We start from the raw sequence: 17,191 nt of genomic DNA, 5'->3' as shown, positions 1-17,191 counted from the left end.
GTCAGTTATCGGGTGACTGCGGCTATTTTCAAATGAGTGACGTTGACATCAATGTAGGAAAAACCGATGTTTAACATCTAAACAAGCGATTATTCCTACATTATTCTTCGCTATACACTGCTACACATTGTTAGTTGTTCATTTATCACGATTATAAATATAAGGGCGAAATCATGAACGATGCTATCCGTGACTTTTTCAAAATGGAATCCGCAGGCGGCATCCTGCTGGTGATTGCTGCAGCCATTGCTATGGTGATTGCCAACACTTCGCTAAACGATACATATCAGTCGGTACTGCATAGCTATGTATTTGGTATGTCAGTATCGCACTGGATTAACGACGGTTTGATGGCCATCTTCTTCCTTCTGATCGGTCTAGAAGTGAAACGCGAACTATTGGAAGGCGCGTTGAAATCAAAAGAGACGGCGATTTTTCCTGCGATTGCGGCCGTCGGTGGTATGTTAGCTCCTGCGCTGGTCTACGTGCTGTTTAACAGCGGTGATCCACAAGCGGTGCAAGGTTGGGCTATCCCTGCGGCTACCGACATTGCATTTGCATTAGGAATCATGGCGTTACTTGGCAAGCGCGTTCCGGTGAGTTTGAAAGTATTCTTGCTTGCTCTCGCGATTATTGATGACCTAGGCGTGGTCGTTATCATTGCCTTGTTCTACAGCGGCGATTTGTCGACACTGGCGCTGACAATCGGCTTCATCATGACTGGTGTACTGTTCTTACTGAATGCGAAAGAAGTGACAAAACTGACGTGGTACATCGTAGTGGGCATTATCTTGTGGGCTGCCGTACTGAAGTCAGGCGTACATGCAACGTTAGCCGGTGTGGTCATTGGTTTTGCTATCCCTCTCAATGGCAAAAAGGGTGAGCATTCTCCTCTCAAGCATATGGAACACGCACTTCATCCTTATGTTGCGTTTGCGATTTTGCCTCTATTTGCCTTCGCTAATGCGGGCATATCACTGGAAGGCGTTTCGATGTCTGGCTTAACGTCTATGCTTCCGCTGGGTATTGCTTTGGGCTTGTTGATTGGTAAACCTCTGGGGATTTTCTCCTTCAGTTGGGTGGCGGTGAAAACGGGCGTTGCGAGATTGCCAGAGGGCATCACCTTTCGTCATATTTTTGCAGTGTCAGTGCTGTGTGGTATCGGCTTTACCATGTCGATATTCATCTCTTCACTGGCGTTTGGCGGGCTAAGTCCAGAGTATGATACGTATGCACGACTGGGGATCCTGATGGGCTCTACCACAGCTGCTGTGATAGGTTATTGCTTACTGCACATCTCTTTACCAAAGAGTGACAGTAGCAGCCGCTAAACTCACTTAGGTTAGGCTAAAAAACCTCCGAATTTCGGAGGTTTTTTTATTGCTTCTAAAAACGGGCAATAACAATAGAAAGAGGGGACAAAAAAAAGCCCAAACCAAGCGGATTCGGGCAGATACAAACACAGGAGTTAATAATGAAAAAGCAGCAACGTAACAAAAGTCTGAAACAAGTTTGACGGCCAGTGAAACTTAGCAATGCGCTTGTTGTTACCCTTATTCAGACCAAGTGTTCGAGCTGCAGTTCCCTAAATCAACGAAAATATCTAAAAAATTTTCTCTCGCTAACCCCTTGGCTGACAGGCGAAATTGAAATCTGGTCCGACCAATATTAAAAAATGTGATGTTAATTGCTTGTTAATTATTGGTGTCAAAAGTATATTTCAAACAGTTGTTTGATACGAGTGATTGAAATGGCACCAAGAAGCAGTACAAAAGAAAAAATTCTCGACATCGCCGAAGGGTTGTTCGCCGAGTACGGGTTCAATGACACTTCACTTCGTACCATTACTGGCAAAGCCGGTGTGAACTTGGCTTCGGTCAATTATCACTTTGGTGACAAAAAAACCTTGGTTCGAGCGGTGTTAGATCGTTATCTCGAAGCGTTAATGCCAGCAATGAAAATTTCGTTAGTACAACTGAACAGCAAAGAGTCTTACACCATGGCCGAAGTGTTTGAATCGCTTCGCGTACCGCTCAAAGAACTCAACGAAGTGCGTCCGAATGGCACGAGTCTGTTCATGTTGTTGATTGGCCGCGGATATACCGACGTACAAGGGCATTTAAGATGGTTTATCACTACACGTTATAACGATGTATTGAGGCTGTTTACTGAATCCGTGCTGAAAGCCAATCCGACCTTAACCGAAGAAACGCTTTTTTGGCGCTTGCATTTCACACTGGGAACCTGTGTTTTTACTATGGCATCCAGTCAGGCGCTGTCTGAAATTGCTGAAAGCAATTTCAACAAAAAAACCGACGTAAAATCAGTTGTTGACCTCTTGATCCCCTATATGGCGGCAGGAATGTCAGCTGAGTAACTAAAATAACAGATAACCAGGACCTGATCGGGTTCCACCAGTGAACAAAAGGATCTGAACTATGAGCTCTCTAAGAAGGAAGTGGGTTAGCGACCCGGCGTTTAAAGTATTCAAAAAGGTTTTGCCTCCTCTGTCTATTACAGAGAAGGAAGCAATGGAAGCCGGCAGCGTCTGGTGGGATGCAGAACTGTTTTCAGGCAAGCCTGATTTTCAAAAATTGCATCACTATCCAAAACCTGTTCTTACCGCTGAAGAACAATCTTTCATGGACAACGAGCTGGAAACGCTGCTTGAAATGCTTGATGACCATAAAATGGTTAAGGAAGATCGCGATCTGCCTGCGAAAGTTTGGGAGTATCTGCGTAAAGAGCGCTTCTTTTCGTTGATCATTTCTAAAGAGTACGGCGGTCGCCAGTTCTCGGCTCTGGCGAATTCAACCATCGTTTCGAAGATTGCGACACGTAGCATCAGTACTGCCGTGACGGTCATGGTGCCAAACTCACTCGGCCCGGGTGAGCTTTTATCGCACTATGGTACACAAGCGCAAAAAGACTACTGGCTACCACGTTTAGCGGATGGTACCGATATCCCTTGTTTTGCCTTGACTGGTCCTGAAGCTGGCTCGGATGCCGGTGGCATTCCAGACCAAGGTGTTGTCTGCTACGGTATGCACGAAGGCAAAGAAGTCCTCGGCATCCGTGTGAGCTGGAATAAACGCTATATCACCCTAGCACCAGTCGCAACCGTACTAGGGCTGGCGTTCAAACTGAGCGATCCTGATCACCTGCTTAGCGATAAAACAGACATCGGTATTACCTGCGCTTTGATCCCAGCCGATCACGAAGGGGTTGAGATTGGTGAACGCCATGATCCGCTGGGTTTAGCTTTCATGAACGGGCCAACTCGTGGACAGAATGTTTTCATTCCGATGGACTGGCTGATTGGCGGCGCGGATTATGCGGGCAAAGGCTGGCGCATGCTGGTTGAGTGTCTCTCTGCCGGACGCGGTATTTCGCTGCCTGCACTGGGCACAGCGATTGGTCACCTGACGACACGTACAACCGGCGCTTATGCCTACGTGCGTAAACAGTTTGGTATGTCGATTGGTAAATTTGAAGGTGTTGCAGAGGCGATGGGCCGCATTGGCGGTTTAACTTATCTGCTCGAAGCGACACGGACATTGACCACCACGTCGCTGGATCTGAAAGAGAAACCAGGGATTGTGACTGCGATTGCCAAATACCATATGACCGAAATGGCGCGCACCATTCTTAATGATTCCATGGATATCCATTCAGGCCGTGCGATTCAAGATGGACCAATGAACTATCTGGCGACGCATTATCTCGGTATTCCGGTGGCGATTACGGTGGAAGGTGCGAATATCCTAACACGTAACTTGATGATCTTTGGTCAAGGTGCAACGCGTTGTCACCCTTACGTGCTTAAAGAGATGGAAGCGGCGGCAAACCCGGATGAGAGAGAGGGCGCCAAGCAATTTGATGACCTGTTGTTTAAACACATCAAACATGCCGCTGGCAATACCTTCGGCGCATTGGCGGCGGCACTGACAGGTTCTCGCTTTGTCAAAGCGCACATGAGCGGTCCGACTCAGCGCTACTACAAAGATATGACACGTTTGAGCCGTGCGCTCGCCGTGAGTGCCGATTTTGCGATGTTAACGCTCGGTGGTGAGCTCAAGCGCAAAGAGATGATCTCAGCGCGTCTTGGCGACGGACTTAGCTATCTGTACATGGCCTCAGCAGCGTTGAAGAAGTATGAAGATGAAGGACGCCAGCAGGGCGATCTCAACTTTGTCCACTATGCGGTTCAGCACTGTTTGCACCATGCGGCCAAATCGCTCAACGAAGCTTACGCCAATTTCCCAGTGAAATACGTAGGCGGTGTACTGAAAGCATTGCTTTTCCCACTGGGCAATCATTTCAAAAAACCGAGTGATGATCTGTGCATCAGCCTAGCTGAAGCGATGATGACTCCGGGCGTACAGCGCGATCGCATGACAAGCCTCTGCTACATCGGCAAATCTGCAGATGATAGTGTTGGTTTGATGGAGCAGGCATTCTTAGCCATGTATGACATCAAACCGCTAGAGCGCAAACTGATGAAAGCGGTCAAAGAGGGCAAAGTGGCGCGCAAAGGCTTATTGCACGACCGCTTACAGCAAGCGTTTGAGGCCGATGTATTAAGCGAGCAAGAGATCGATAAGATCCTCGCGGCGGACAAACTGCGCTATAAAGCGATTCAAGTTGACCACTTCAGCTTCGATTTTTCCGAAACTTTGACGGATGCCCCCGTTAAAGCAAAGCTGACTAGCGCTGCATAATTCGCAGCGCATTGCCGAAAAAGCACCTAATTTAAGGTGCTTTTTCTATTTTAAACGGAGAAAAATCTATGAGAGTGCTCCAACCACTTGCATTTTCGCCGCATTTTTACAGAAATTAGATGCGAATTGTGGTCGAAACTTTTATCCTAGCAGCGTTTTTTAAAGGAAGTTGAATATGATCATCAAACCTAAAATTCGTGGATTTATCTGTACCACAACGCATCCAGTGGGTTGTGAAGCGAACGTAAAAGAACAAATTGCTTACACCAAGGCGCAAGGCCCGATCAAAAACGCACCAAAAAGCGTTCTTGTTGTTGGTTCGTCAAGTGGCTACGGTTTATCTTCTCGTATTGCAGCGGCATTCGGTGGCGGCGCAGCAACTATTGGTGTTTTCTTCGAAAAAGAAGGCACGGAGAAGAAACCAGGCACAGCAGGTTTTTACAATGCGGCCGCATTTGAGAAGCTAGCGCGTGAAGAAGGTTTGTACGCGAAAAGTCTCAATGGCGATGCTTTCTCCAATGAAGCGAAAGAGAAAGCCATCGAACTCATCAAAGCCGATCTGGGCCAAGTAGATATGGTGGTTTACTCTTTGGCATCGCCAGTCCGTAAGCTTCCAAGCACGGGTGAACTGATTCGTTCAGCGCTCAAGCCAATCGGTCAAACTTACACGTCTACGGCGGTTGATACCAACAAAGATGTGATCATCGAAGCGAGCGTAGAGCCGGCGACGGAGCAAGAAATCCAAGATACCATTACGGTTATGGGTGGCGAAGATTGGGAACTGTGGATCAATGCGTTGGCCGAAGCGGGCGTGTTGGCAGACGGTTGTAAAACGGTTGCTTACAGTTACATCGGTACCGAACTGACTTGGCCAATCTACTGGGATGGCGCACTAGGTAAAGCAAAGATGGACCTAGATCGCGCCGCCGCTGCACTGAACGATAAGCTAGCCGCAACTGGTGGTAGCGCGAATGTCGCAGTGTTGAAGTCAGTGGTTACTCAGGCGAGCTCTGCCATTCCAGTGATGCCTTTGTACATTGCGATGGTGTTTAAGAAAATGCGCCAAGAAGGTGTACACGAAGGGTGTATGGAGCAGATCTATCGCATGTTCAGCCAGCGTCTTTACAAAGAAGATGGCAGCGCGGCAGAAGTGGACGAGAAGAACCGTCTGCGTCTGGATGACTGGGAACTGCGTGACGACATTCAACAATACTGCCGTGATCTTTGGCCTCAAATCACCACTGAGAACCTGAAAGAACTGACAGACTATGTGCAGTACAAAGAAGAGTTCTTGAAGCTGTTTGGCTTTGGGATTGATGGGGTCGATTACGATGCAGAAGTGAATCCACAAGTCGCAACCGATTTTATCACTATCTAATCTGATACTAGACAACACATAGACAAGGCGCTCAGTTGAGCGCCTTTTGTTTACTTGTGATGGCTGATGCTAGCTAAGAATAATCAATATCGTACCCGCCAATGTCATCAAAATATTGGCGATAGCGTATGTGCCGGCATAACCAAGGGCAGGAATGGTTGACTTCGCATAGTCATTCACGATGTCCATGGCGGGTGCACAGGTACGAGCACCAATGATGGCGCCAAATAGTAACGCGCGGTTCATCTTAAGGATGTAAGCACCAACAAGGTAGGCAAAAACCACAGGCACGACACTGACCAAGAAAGCGATGCCGATGATTTTCGGTCCAACTAGGGTCAGATGGTCGAACATCTTACCACCTGCGCTAAGGCCGATCCCCACCATAAAAATCATCAACCCCAAGTCTTTGACCATGTTAAGCGCTCCTTGTGGTACGTAGCCAAAGGTAGGGTGGTTTGCGCGTAAAAAGCCCAGCGTGATCCCAGAGAGCAACAAGCCGACCGCATTGCCCAAACTGAAGGAGACTTGGCCAAACGTCATGGTGACTAAGCCGAACATAATGCCGAGAATGAAGAAACTGCAGAAAGCGAGCAGGTCGGCCATTTGACTGTGGATCGAGATAAAACCGATGCGCTCAGCCAGGCCATGAACACGGCTCTTTTCACCACTGACTTGCAATACGTCGCCTTTGGCTAGCACGATATCGAGATCCATTGGCATTTCGATCTGCGCGCGGACTACACGGTTAAGGAAACAGCCATATTCTGAAAGATTAAGATCGGAAAGACGCTTGCCCGCAATCGCATCGCTTTTTACCACGATCTCTTCTTCTACGATGCGCAAATCGAGCAGGTTTCGGTCGAAAACCTCTTTACCGTTGCGAAAACTCGGGTCAAGACGCGCGTGGCTATCGGGGAAACCAACTAAGGCAATTTCATCACCCTCTTGCAAAATCGCATCACCATCGGGATGGGCGAGTATACCGTTGCGGCGAATACGTTCGATGTAGCAGCCTGTTTGGCGGTAGATACCCAGTTCACGCAAGTTTTTACCATCCGTCCAGTCAATAAGTTCCGCGCCGACCCGATAGGCGCGGATGATGGGCAAATAGACTTTACGTCCCGAACCGCCCAAACCGCGCTCTTGCGCAATTTGTTGCGCTGAGTCAGATAAATTTTGCTTTTGTAACTTAGGCAGTAACTTGGCAAACATGATCATGCTGACCAAACCAACGAGATAGGCCATGGCGTAACCGACCGAAAGGTTTTCTAGCACCAATGAAAATTCCATATTTCTCGGAATGGACGCTAATCCCGAATTGAGTGCGTCCTGTGCCCCAACCAATACCGGTGTCGCAGTGAGCGCCCCCGCCATCATGCCGGCGGCCAAACCAAAATCCAGCCCCATGTAATGGCTGGCAAAGTAGGCAATAGCTAACGCCGTGACTAACACCACTAGGCTCAGTGTCAAATAGTGTTTGCCATCTCGAAAGAAAATACCGAAAAAGTTGGGTCCGGCTTCGATACCTACGCAATAGATAAACAGCATAAACCCGATGGTGAGCGCCTCGGCGTTAAACGAAAAACCGAGATGGCCCATGATAAGGGAAGTAATGAGAACACCAATTGAGTTGCCAAGCTGCATATTACCAAAGCGGATTTTGCCAAAAGAGAGGCCGATGGCCAACACCACAAAGATGAGCAGAACTGGATTTTGCTCAAGAAGAAGTACGACGTCTATATTCACGTTGTCGCTCTAAAAAGTTAGGTCAGGGAACAGGGTTAGAATAGGAATTGTAACCAAATATAGCTAAAAGATAAGAGAAATTTTTCAGTTTTGCCAAGAGTTGACTTGTATTGGCTGTTTTAATAAAAAACGCTATAAAAAAACCCGCTGCGCAGCGGGTTTAAAGAAAAATGAGCGGAGATTAGTCAAATAGACCTAAGTGCTCTTTTGCATAAGCTTCGAAGTCATCACAACCACCGATATGTTGCTGGTCGATGAAAATTTGTGGCACGGTTTCAACCGGCTTACCAACAGTTTTCTCTAGGTCTGCCTTTGAAATGCCCTCAGCTTGAATGTCTACATAACGATAGTTGAAATCGTCACGTTTGGCTTTCAGGGTTTCCGCATGCTCTTTTGCACGCACACAGTAAGGACAAGCCGGACGACCAAAGATAACTACGAACATATACTTTCTCCTTTATTTTGATAGCTGCAACTATGCCCGATCCGATGGCGGAAATAAAGTGGCAAATGCCTCTCGCTCTGATAGAGGAAACACATTGAACACTTGCTGGACAATTTGCGTAGCAGATGATGTGAGGCACAGCAAAAAGTCTCACAAAATACAAGGTTAATTGGGGCAGGTTGCACTTGATCAAACATTTTGTCGATAAATCAAGGCACAGTGAGCAACATTAACTTGCGCTGAGGATCAGTGATGACAGGAAGAGGATGTACGCTATGTTTCAGTTTATGACGGCCACGAGGATCATTTTTGGCGAGGGAGCCCTGCAAGCCTCATTGTCTGTGCTTAATCAGTTTGGTTACAGCGTACTGTTAGTGACAGGGCAAGATCTCTCTCGCGCTCAGCCAGTTATTGGTTACCTGAAGTCACAGAATATGCGCTACCAACATGTTGCCATCTCTGGTGAACCCTACATCGCGATGGTGGAAGAGACGGCCGTCCTTGGACGAAAATTCAAACCCGATATGGTGGTTGCCATTGGTGGTGGAAGTGTGATTGATATGGGCAAAGCGCTAGCGGCTATTATTCCCAATCAAGGCAATGTCTATGACTACGTTGAAGTGGTAGGGCGAAACGTCCCTCTCAAGACACATCCATTGCACTTCATCGCGATACCGACAACGGCGAGTACAGGCTCTGAGGTGACCCGCAACGCGGTATTAAAATCAGGTCAAGATAGGGTCAAGGTGAGCTTGCGCAGCCCAGACATGTTGGCGGACGTCGCGATTATTGATCCAACACTGACTTACGGAACCGATCCTTATACTTCGGGGCGTGGTGCAATGGATGCTTTCACTCACTTGATGGAAGCGTATGTGTGTGGAGAACCGAACCCCCTAACTGACATGATATGTGAAGAAGGGTTGCGGCGACTGGCGAATTCCATTTTACCCGCTTGTTTACAAGATGATCACAAAGCGCGCTCTGACGTTGCCTTTGCCGCTTTACTCGGCGGTATGGCGATCACCAATGCTAAACTGGGCGCAGCGCATGGTTTAGCTTCGGCATTAGGTGGCAAGTTAGATGCGCCGCACAGTGTAATTACAGGACGCTTGGCTCCTCATGTGATGCGGGAAAATATTATGGCCGCACGCACCGCGGGGCGCAGTGACTTGCTGTATCGCTACCGCTCTATCGCGCGCATCGTAACGGGAAGAACAGAGGCGGATGAAGAAGAGGGGATTGATTGGGTGGCGGAACTTTTAGATAAGCTGTCGGTGCCACAGCTTAGCCAGTTTGGCGTCTGTGCCACTTCTTTTACTCAGGTTGCGGAAGATGCCTTGAAGTCCGTTGCGATAAAAGGAAACCCGTTACCGTTGACCAAAGATCGCCTCATCTACATTCTTAATCAGGTGTGCAGTTGCCGCTGGGGTGAAGGACAAGATGCGCAGCCAATCAATGCCGCCGTGATAGAGGTGCTGGGAGGAAATCAGCGAAGCTTACCAAGTCGCGATAACGTGGAAAACTAAATAAAACGGAGCCTGAAGGCTCCGTTGAAAAGGGCTGTTTAGAAGTGGGACAGCTTGTCGTATCGGCTGTCTTTAAGCGCTTCTTTTACGCGCTTGAGGTTTTCGCGAAAGCCTGAGCCGCGACGTAGTGTGAAGCCTGTGGCTAAAACATCGATCACGGTCATTTGTACCACACGGCTTGCCATCGGCATATAGACGTCAGTATCTTCTGGAACGTCTAAAGAAATTGCCAGCGAGGCCGCTTTTTCCAAGGGGGAATCTTTTGCGGTGATAGCGATGACGGTTGCGCCATTTTCACGTGCAAGATTGGCAATCTCTACCAGACTTTTAGTGCGACCTGTGTGAGAGATCAGCACAAACACATCGTTATCGCTGCAGTTGATACAGCTCATACGTTGCATCACCACATCTTCAAAACAAGTAATGGGGATATTGAAACGAATGAACTTGTTTTGCGCGTCTTTAGCCACCGCAGAGGATGCGCCTAAGCCAAAGAAGGAGATACGCTTGGCTTGAGTGAGCAGGTCCACCGCGCGGTTGACTTGCATCGGGTCCAAACTGTTTTTGGCGACGTCAAGACACGCCATGGTGGATTCGAAAATCTTGTGCGTGTAGGCGTCTGGGCCGTCATCTTCCTCGACATTACGGTTAACATAAGGCGTTCCGTTCGCCAAGCTTTGCGCTAAATGGAGTTTAAAGTCGGGGAAACCTTTAGTATCCAATCTGCGACAGAAGCGGTTGACCGTTGGCTCACTGACGTCTGCCATTTTTGCCAGTGTTGCGATACTTGAGTGGATAGCCGTTTGCGGTGACGCCATAATCACTTCAGCGACTTTGCGTTCCGACTTGCTAAAGTTCTCAAGGTTTTTTTGAATTTTTTCTAATGTATTCATAGTGTTCACGAGGGTATAGAGAACAACTCGCCGACAATACCAGTCCAGATGATACTATTCTTGGGAAAAACGTATATTTAGGACGGCAACCTGCAATCAGCGCCATAGCGAGAGTATAAACCTAATAAGCGATACGACTAAAACAAATAGCCGTACTATTTAGTGAGAATTTGACAGGCCTCAAACAAAAGTTTGTTAAAACTACAAAACTGAATGTTGTCGCACGCTGTTTCGGCAAATTCTACGGTATATTGACTTTGGAATTACAGCAAAAGAGAAAGAAAATTTCATTTTGCTGTAACTCGTTAGGAGAAGCGTTCAGTGAGACTTGCTCAGTATCTGTTCGCTTAACCGTCCAATTTCTGCCATCAAATTGGGGGCTTGTTGCTGAACAATTTGCCGCTGTTGTTGCAAAACACAAGCAAGGATATCGTTGCTAGTTAAAGGGTTAGCGAGCACCACACGAAAGACGATCGTGTCCATTCGTGACCACTGAGCTGGGTTCAATCGGGTTCTCGACACGAAGGACTTACCCGTTTCGCGCTGGCGCTTTTGTACAAATTTGGTGAGTTCGTTGAGTAACTCGTTGAGCTCAACACGTTCTTCATCATTAGCCAGCGTCAAAGCCTGTTTCACTTTGGCAGGAATGTAGCGATAGGTTAGCAGGCAAAGCTCTGGCTCTGAGATCAGCTCAAAGTCTTCTTGCTGTTTAATCAACGTAGCAAAATATTTTGCTTTCTCAATGCTTTGGTTAATGAGCAGTTCATAGCCTGGACGGCTAATAATGTGCATGCTGGCGTAGACCAACATCGCCATACCAGAGCGCGACCCCTCGAGCGTATGGCTGCCAAGATCCTTCGACCCTTTGCGCAGGATGTACTGCGCGTGGTGCTCAATCGAACTCATCGCGTTGGGATCTTTAAAGAGAACCATGCCCGCGCCCATTGGCACATAAAGCTGTTTGTGGGCATCAATGGTAACAGAATCGGCAAGCTCTGCGCCATCAAGCAGATGACGATACTTGTTGGACATCAAAGTGGCGCCGCCCCAAGCGGCATCAACATGAAAATGGCAAGCATGGCGTTGGCACACTTCAGCGATTGCGCGCAGTGGATCGACGCTGCCCGTTTCTGTGGTGCCCGCGACGCCGATAACTGCGAACGGTTTAATGCGCTGCGATTTGAGCTCTTGAATTTTCTCTTCTAGCGCCTGTGGGCAGATGCGGTTGTTTTCATCGGTCTTGATAGCAATAAGGCCACTTTGGCCGATACCAAGCACATCGGCGGCTTTTTTCAGTGAATAGTGTCCACGCTCTGAAACCAGTACGGCTAAGCCTTCATATTCGTAGTGTTTCATCGCTTTGAATAAGCCTTCTTTTTCAACGCCTTGAAAAGCTCCCTCGGCACGTAGGGCATTATTTCTCGCTACCCACAAGGCGGTGATGTTGGCGATGGTACCGCCAGAGCAAAACGCCCCCAGTGAGTGCTCAGCGCTATGCATCCACTGCGAATAGAAAGCGTCGTCTTGTCCGTAGATCAAACGATGCAGCATACCGATCACTTGACGTTCTAAAGGAGTAAACGCTTTTGATGTTTCAATCTTCACTAAGTTTTGATTCAGAGCGATCATGATCTTCGATAATGGCATCAGGAAATAGGGCAATGCCGAAGTCATATGACCGATAAAGCTGGGTGAGGATGTATGAACAGAATGAGAAACCAGAGTGTCCAACAAATGTTCTGTATGGTCAGAGACAAATTCGGGCTGTTCCGGAATTCTAGCAGAAGAAAAGTCTTTCTCGATTTCACGTAAAGGCTTTTCTTCTGCCACGATATGTTCACCGAGGAATTTATTGAGGTTTTGTGAGAGCTTTGCTTCGATTTGCGTCAAAGTGGAATCTGGACCCTCTGGTATGGTAAAGATTTTTAACAGACTTTCGAAGCTGACGTCAGCGATTTTTTGTTCCATTGCCATATAAACAAATCGACTTAATTATACTAGTAGTTCGAGCGGGATAATCTAAACCAAAATGGCGGTAAAGTCCCGTTTTTATTCAACGATCACAGAGGCGTGTTTCTCATCTGCCACTGAATGGCTGGCAGAAAAGAAACACGCCCTAGGAATAAAATGGTTCTGTTTGTGATTTAGTTACACTTAACCTGACTTACACCGGAGATGGCATCATTGTAACGATTCAGCGCAGCTTCGATCTTTTTCGGATGGCTGAGGAGATCGGCAAACGCGGAGCGCAGCTGGTAATTCTTCTCATGGTTTGCCGCTTGGCGATCTTCAAAGGTTCGTTTAGCAATTTCACCCAATTCATCACTGCGACTCGCGAGCTGTTTAATGTCGCTTTGCTCCAGTTGCAACCAGTTTTCAATCGATTTGTCGGTCGCGACTCGGCTAGCATCGTGTTTGAGGTAGTAATGCACGGCTGCACGATTGAGCTCGAAATGGTGCTTACGCCCTTCAAGAAACCATCCACTCACATCTTGCAATTCTGGGTATTGTTGCGTGGTCAGTTGGGCAAGATCTGAGTACCAATTCAGAGAAGCATCGATGTAAGCGTCGTATTTTTGGGCTAAACATTGGCTGTCGGCAGCCAAGGCAACAGATGAAGTTGAAGCTAGCATAAGAGCGACAACGAAACGTTTCATAGTTCTTCCTTTTGACACATGTTTTAATTTTTAGCGCGTATTGTAACGAATGCGGGCGGGTCATCCTGAGATCTAGCTAGCAAGTGACACAAAGAATAACATTAATACGGGAACGAGTAGGCTGAGTATAAAACCGCTGACAATCGCAATCGGTACGCAGCGCACTCCACCTGTCGTCTGAATCACAGGAAGGGTGAAATCCATAGCTGTCGCGCCAGCATAACCGATCGAGGTACAAGGGTAGCTCCTAATTAATAGCGGGATAACCACTAGTGCCACCAGTTCTCGCAGCAGTTCGATCAAAAATGACGTTCCGCCAAAGACGGGACCAAAAGCGTCCCCCATGAGTATGCCTGCTAGCGAGTACCAACCAAACCCAGAAGCCATCGCTAAGGCTTGATAGATGGGTAAGCCTAAAAGGTGCCCGGCAAGTAGACCGCCAAGCATAGATGTGACGATAATGACCAGCGCGATCAACATACCATGTTTATTGAGCAGTATTTGTTTGAGCGTCAGGCCACTGTTACGCAGTTGAATGCCAATAAAAAACAGCAAGATAAACAATATCCACTCGCTAGCGGTGTCTACCCAATGCAACTCAAAAGGCAGCAACAAACCAACTAGGAGTCCTCCGCCGACCACAAGGATCAATTTGGCTGATTCTAATGCCATGGCGGAAAGTGGCAGCTTCTTATGTGTGTTGTCTGTGACAACGGGCAGTAGTCTGTCTATCAAGGGTAAGCCCGCCAAATTGCAGATGCCCAAGCAAAAGAAAAACGTGGCTGTATAGAGGAGAATCGTTTGTAAGTTACTGCTTAGGTTATCCAAAGCGGCTAGGCTAAGTCCCATGAGGGAAAGGATCACGTAAATAAGCTGAGAGGTAACCTTGTTAATTGTCACTAAGGTTGCTTCACGCGAAATGGAAATGAAATAGCCGAAAACAAGCGGAGCAAAAATAAATAGCATCCCTGACAACATGAGAACTCCTGATTCCTTCGATAGTTTTCCGATGTAGAGCGTTGGCCTAAGCTAGCGTTTTCATCGCAACGTAATTTGTCTGACAAACAGTGCCTGTGTTCGAAACCATTGAACAATGGCGATTAACAAAGAGTGTGCAGTATACGATTTGTCTGAGGACGAACGTTAATAAGTAGATCAGTGTTTGCAAACGCTCAACCTACATCGCTAGGTGAACGCTTGCATAGAATACAGAACAAACCCGTGATAAACCACCAGAAACTGGTGGCTTTTCACAGTCAGTTATTCATTTGTAGCTCGGAATTTATGGGCTTGAGCGAAGGGACGGTAATTTTATAAGCCGCTAGCGTTTAGCACGTCGTTAATCTTCGATTGGAACTCATTGTCGTTGAGGTTACTCAGCTCAAACAGCACTTCAGCACCCGTTAAATTGAACTCCACTTCATGCTCTTCAATGCGCTCATCTTGGCTGCGGAACATGAGTAAGTGGTTCGCGATTCGTGCAATATCGAGGTAGCTGACCTCAGGGCGAGTTTGAGAAAAAGACTGGTTGGATGCCACTTCGATAAAATCGCGGTCAAATCCCCAGTTTTCTAATACCAGTTTACTGGTCGCGGAGCATCGTGTCTGGAAGATTTGTAGTGCAATCTGGTGATCAAGATAATTACCTTTATCAAGATACAGGTGGTATTCATTAACTAGGCAAAAGAGACCAATATCTGCCAGCAAACCCACCAAGAGTGCTTTTTCCGCCTCAAGGTGAGCATATTTATCTGCACCAAGCTTCCTAAAAGTATTTACCACCAGAACCATGGTCGCGCCCAACTCGCGTGAAACCGCAGCGCTATTTACTAACACCGCATTACACTCTTTGTTAAGGTTAACCGAATGTTTAAGCTGTTCAATGGCTTGGGCGGTAACTATGTCTCTGACACGCAATATCCCCAAACGTGATACCGCTGTGGTCAAATCAGTACAGGTGATGTTACGTCGATTGAAAATGACCGAGTTTGCTACGCGTATGACAATAGCCGCTAAGCCAGGATCTTCGAGTAAGCAGTCCGCAACGTCGACAATACCAGTTGATTCCTGTGTACACAGTTGTTGAATTTTAAGGACAACATCAGGGATAGGCGGCAGAGCAATTTTGCCAGTGGAGAGTGATTGCTCTACAAGTTGAGCAAACTCTGACTCCAGTGCCTGCACCAGCATATCCTTATTGTTGGGCAGCCAAAAAAATGATAGATGTTCCATAGGTAATCTGAACACGTGAGCTTTAATACAGTGTACTCCTACCAGTGCAGAAAGCGCAATCAAATGCACCTAACGCTGCAGTTTGTTTGATGTTTTTTCGACCTTACAAAAACTTGACGTCAAAAAAATAGCATAGAACTTTTCTAAGATGTGAATTTAGTCACGCAGTTATGAGACGTGAAACTTTATTTGTGACACGAATCCCGACTTATTTTTTATCGTTAAGTATGATTTAGGGCATTGGCGCTTCGTTACTACAATCTAATTAAGCCAATTTATAAATTTTTATTCGCTAAAAATACAATGCTGCTATCTGGAGACATAACTAATCGGGGTTAATCTTTGAATTAGGAGTCAATGGATATGACAGAGCAAACTTTTTTTAACTATGTTAGTCAGTTTGGTGATTTCCAAAAACGTTCTATGTTTGGCGGTATCGGATTATTCGCTGATGATGCGATGTTCGCTTTGATTAGCAACGATTGCTGCTATCTTCGTGGCAGCAACGGCTTGGATGAACAACTGACAGAACTAGGGTGCGAAAAGTATCGTCATATAAAGAAACAGACGACTGCAACGGTGAACTACTACGACATTAGCGCGTTGTTAGAAACACAGTATGCGGATCTGGATAGTCTGGTCAAAAAGTCAATTGAGTGTTCCGTTCATCAGCGTAGCTTTCAAAAATCGTCCGCTAGCCGTCGGCTTAGAGATCTGCCGAATATGCAGCTGACATTGGAGCGCATGGTAAAGAAAGCGGGTATAGACGATGTTGAGACATTTATCGAACTCGGTGCTGTGGAAGTGTTTAATCGAGTACGGCAAGCGTACGGCAATGATGTTGATGTCAAACTGCTGTGGAAATTTGCCGGTGCGGTAGAGGGCATCCACTGGAAACTTTTGCAAGAGCCTCGTCGTCGCCAACTGCTTTCTGCTTGTCAGTAGTTCATCTAGCTTGAAATAAAAAACCGAGACATACGTCTCGGTTTTTTTATCTTCAACTTAGAACTTAGAACTTAAAACGAGCAGAGAACATCAACTGATCGTCATAGAAATCGTTGATGCGTGCTTCAAGACCAAGAGAGAAAAGCTCAGTAGAGTGGAAGCGTGCGTAAGCTGAACCAATCCAGTCATCGTTATCATCAATAGAAACGTAACCTACTTTACCGCCAACTTCCAGTTGTGGGCCAAGCCATTGGCGAACACCAAGATTCAGTTCCATCCCCATATCCGCACTGCTGGCATCTTCTGGTTCAACCACACGTAGCAGCATAGCGCCCGTCATGTCTGCCCAGTTATTGATTGGAGCATGGAAGCCAAAACCAGCCGCTGAATCAAAATCTCCTTCGAACTTTGAATCAACGCGCGCAATGAGGTGAGCGTTTGGATGAACAGATTTGCTGAAACCAGCACCGAAGGTCATTGGGCTAGCGCCAATGCGAGCTTCGAAATAGTCGTAGCTAAAATTGCTCATGGTTTCTGGACGATTAGAATCTTCCTTGGCCAAAACCTGACCAGATGCAATCAGCAGTGCTGCGGCTAGAATTGTTTTACGCATATTTCGGTAAACCTTTTAAAATGAATTGT

14 protein-coding genes are annotated in these 17,191 nt (G+C 47.0%); 6 read left to right on the top strand and 8 right to left on the bottom strand.

What is annotated here, in order from left to right; genetic code table 11:
* Positions 1-173: 173 nt before the first annotated feature.
* The 4 genes from nhaA to fabV all read left to right on the top strand — a co-directional run bounded on the left by nhaA (position 174) and on the right by fabV (position 6,099).
* Entirely contained in the window at positions 174-1,331 is a 1,158-nt protein-coding gene (gene nhaA, locus UF06_RS19740; RefSeq protein ID WP_045571942.1) for a Na+/H+ antiporter NhaA, read from the top strand.
* 419 nt (positions 1,332-1,750) lie between these two features.
* A complete protein-coding gene (locus UF06_RS19735; protein WP_045571941.1) occupies positions 1,751-2,377 on the top strand; it encodes a TetR/AcrR family transcriptional regulator in 627 nt (208 codons plus the stop codon).
* Between the two features lie 61 nt (positions 2,378-2,438).
* Positions 2,439-4,721, top strand: a complete 2,283-nt coding sequence (locus tag UF06_RS19730; protein ID WP_045571940.1) for an acyl-CoA dehydrogenase — start codon at positions 2,439-2,441, stop codon at positions 4,719-4,721.
* A gap of 175 nt (positions 4,722-4,896) precedes the next feature.
* The gene (gene fabV / locus UF06_RS19725; RefSeq protein ID WP_045571939.1) at positions 4,897-6,099 is read left to right on the top strand and encodes an enoyl-ACP reductase FabV; all 1,203 of its coding nucleotides are present in this window, start codon (positions 4,897-4,899) and stop codon (positions 6,097-6,099) included.
* A 69-nt stretch (positions 6,100-6,168) separates the two neighbouring features.
* Here fabV and UF06_RS19720 read toward each other — a convergent pair whose 3' ends face one another.
* Entirely contained in the window at positions 6,169-7,848 is a 1,680-nt protein-coding gene (locus UF06_RS19720) for an aspartate:alanine antiporter (protein WP_045571938.1), read from the bottom strand.
* 181 nt (positions 7,849-8,029) lie between these two features.
* On the bottom strand, positions 8,030-8,293 hold the full coding sequence (locus UF06_RS19715; RefSeq protein WP_011080656.1) for a GrxA family glutaredoxin: 264 nt from the start codon (positions 8,291-8,293) through the stop codon (positions 8,030-8,032).
* A gap of 275 nt (positions 8,294-8,568) precedes the next feature.
* On the opposite strand from UF06_RS19715, the gene UF06_RS19710 reads away from it, so the two are divergent.
* Positions 8,569-9,822: an iron-containing alcohol dehydrogenase gene (locus UF06_RS19710; protein WP_045572065.1), complete on the top strand. Its 1,254-nt coding sequence runs from the start codon at positions 8,569-8,571 to the stop codon at positions 9,820-9,822.
* 38 nt (positions 9,823-9,860) lie between these two features.
* Here UF06_RS19710 and UF06_RS19705 read toward each other — a convergent pair whose 3' ends face one another.
* The 5 genes from UF06_RS19705 to UF06_RS19685 form a co-directional block, all read right to left on the bottom strand.
* Positions 9,861-10,715, bottom strand: coding sequence for a MurR/RpiR family transcriptional regulator (locus tag UF06_RS19705; RefSeq protein ID WP_039429516.1), 855 nt, complete (start codon positions 10,713-10,715; stop codon positions 9,861-9,863).
* A gap of 318 nt (positions 10,716-11,033) precedes the next feature.
* Positions 11,034-12,689 (bottom strand): pyridoxal-dependent aspartate 1-decarboxylase PanP, encoded by a 1,656-nt coding sequence (gene panP / locus UF06_RS19700; protein ID WP_045571937.1) that lies wholly within the window; start codon positions 12,687-12,689, stop codon positions 11,034-11,036.
* Positions 12,690-12,859: 170 nt separating this feature from the next.
* On the bottom strand, positions 12,860-13,372 hold the full coding sequence (locus tag UF06_RS19695; RefSeq protein ID WP_045571936.1) for a hypothetical protein: 513 nt from the start codon (positions 13,370-13,372) through the stop codon (positions 12,860-12,862).
* Positions 13,373-13,444: 72 nt separating this feature from the next.
* Entirely contained in the window at positions 13,445-14,350 is a 906-nt protein-coding gene (locus UF06_RS19690; RefSeq protein WP_045571935.1) for a lysine exporter LysO family protein, read from the bottom strand.
* A 333-nt stretch (positions 14,351-14,683) separates the two neighbouring features.
* Positions 14,684-15,604 carry an HDOD domain-containing protein gene (locus UF06_RS19685; protein WP_045571934.1) on the bottom strand — a complete coding sequence of 307 codons (921 nt, stop codon included), beginning with the start codon at positions 15,602-15,604 and terminating at the stop codon, positions 14,684-14,686.
* Positions 15,605-15,961: 357 nt separating this feature from the next.
* Here UF06_RS19685 and UF06_RS19680 point away from each other — a divergent pair, with 357 nt between their 5' ends.
* Positions 15,962-16,549 (top strand): TfoX/Sxy family DNA transformation protein, encoded by a 588-nt coding sequence (locus tag UF06_RS19680; RefSeq protein WP_045571933.1) that lies wholly within the window; start codon positions 15,962-15,964, stop codon positions 16,547-16,549.
* A 64-nt stretch (positions 16,550-16,613) separates the two neighbouring features.
* Here UF06_RS19680 and UF06_RS19675 read toward each other — a convergent pair whose 3' ends face one another.
* Complete coding sequence (locus UF06_RS19675) at positions 16,614-17,162, bottom strand: hypothetical protein (protein ID WP_045571932.1); 549 nt, start codon at positions 17,160-17,162, stop codon at positions 16,614-16,616.
* Positions 17,163-17,191: the final 29 nt, after the last annotated feature.

The organism is Vibrio sp. S234-5, from assembly GCF_000960595.1.
In the GTDB taxonomy this organism is placed as follows: Bacteria; Pseudomonadota; Gammaproteobacteria; order Enterobacterales; family Vibrionaceae; genus Vibrio.
Note: the sequence above shows the minus strand (reverse complement) of the source record. Positions and strands in the feature narration are given on the sequence as shown.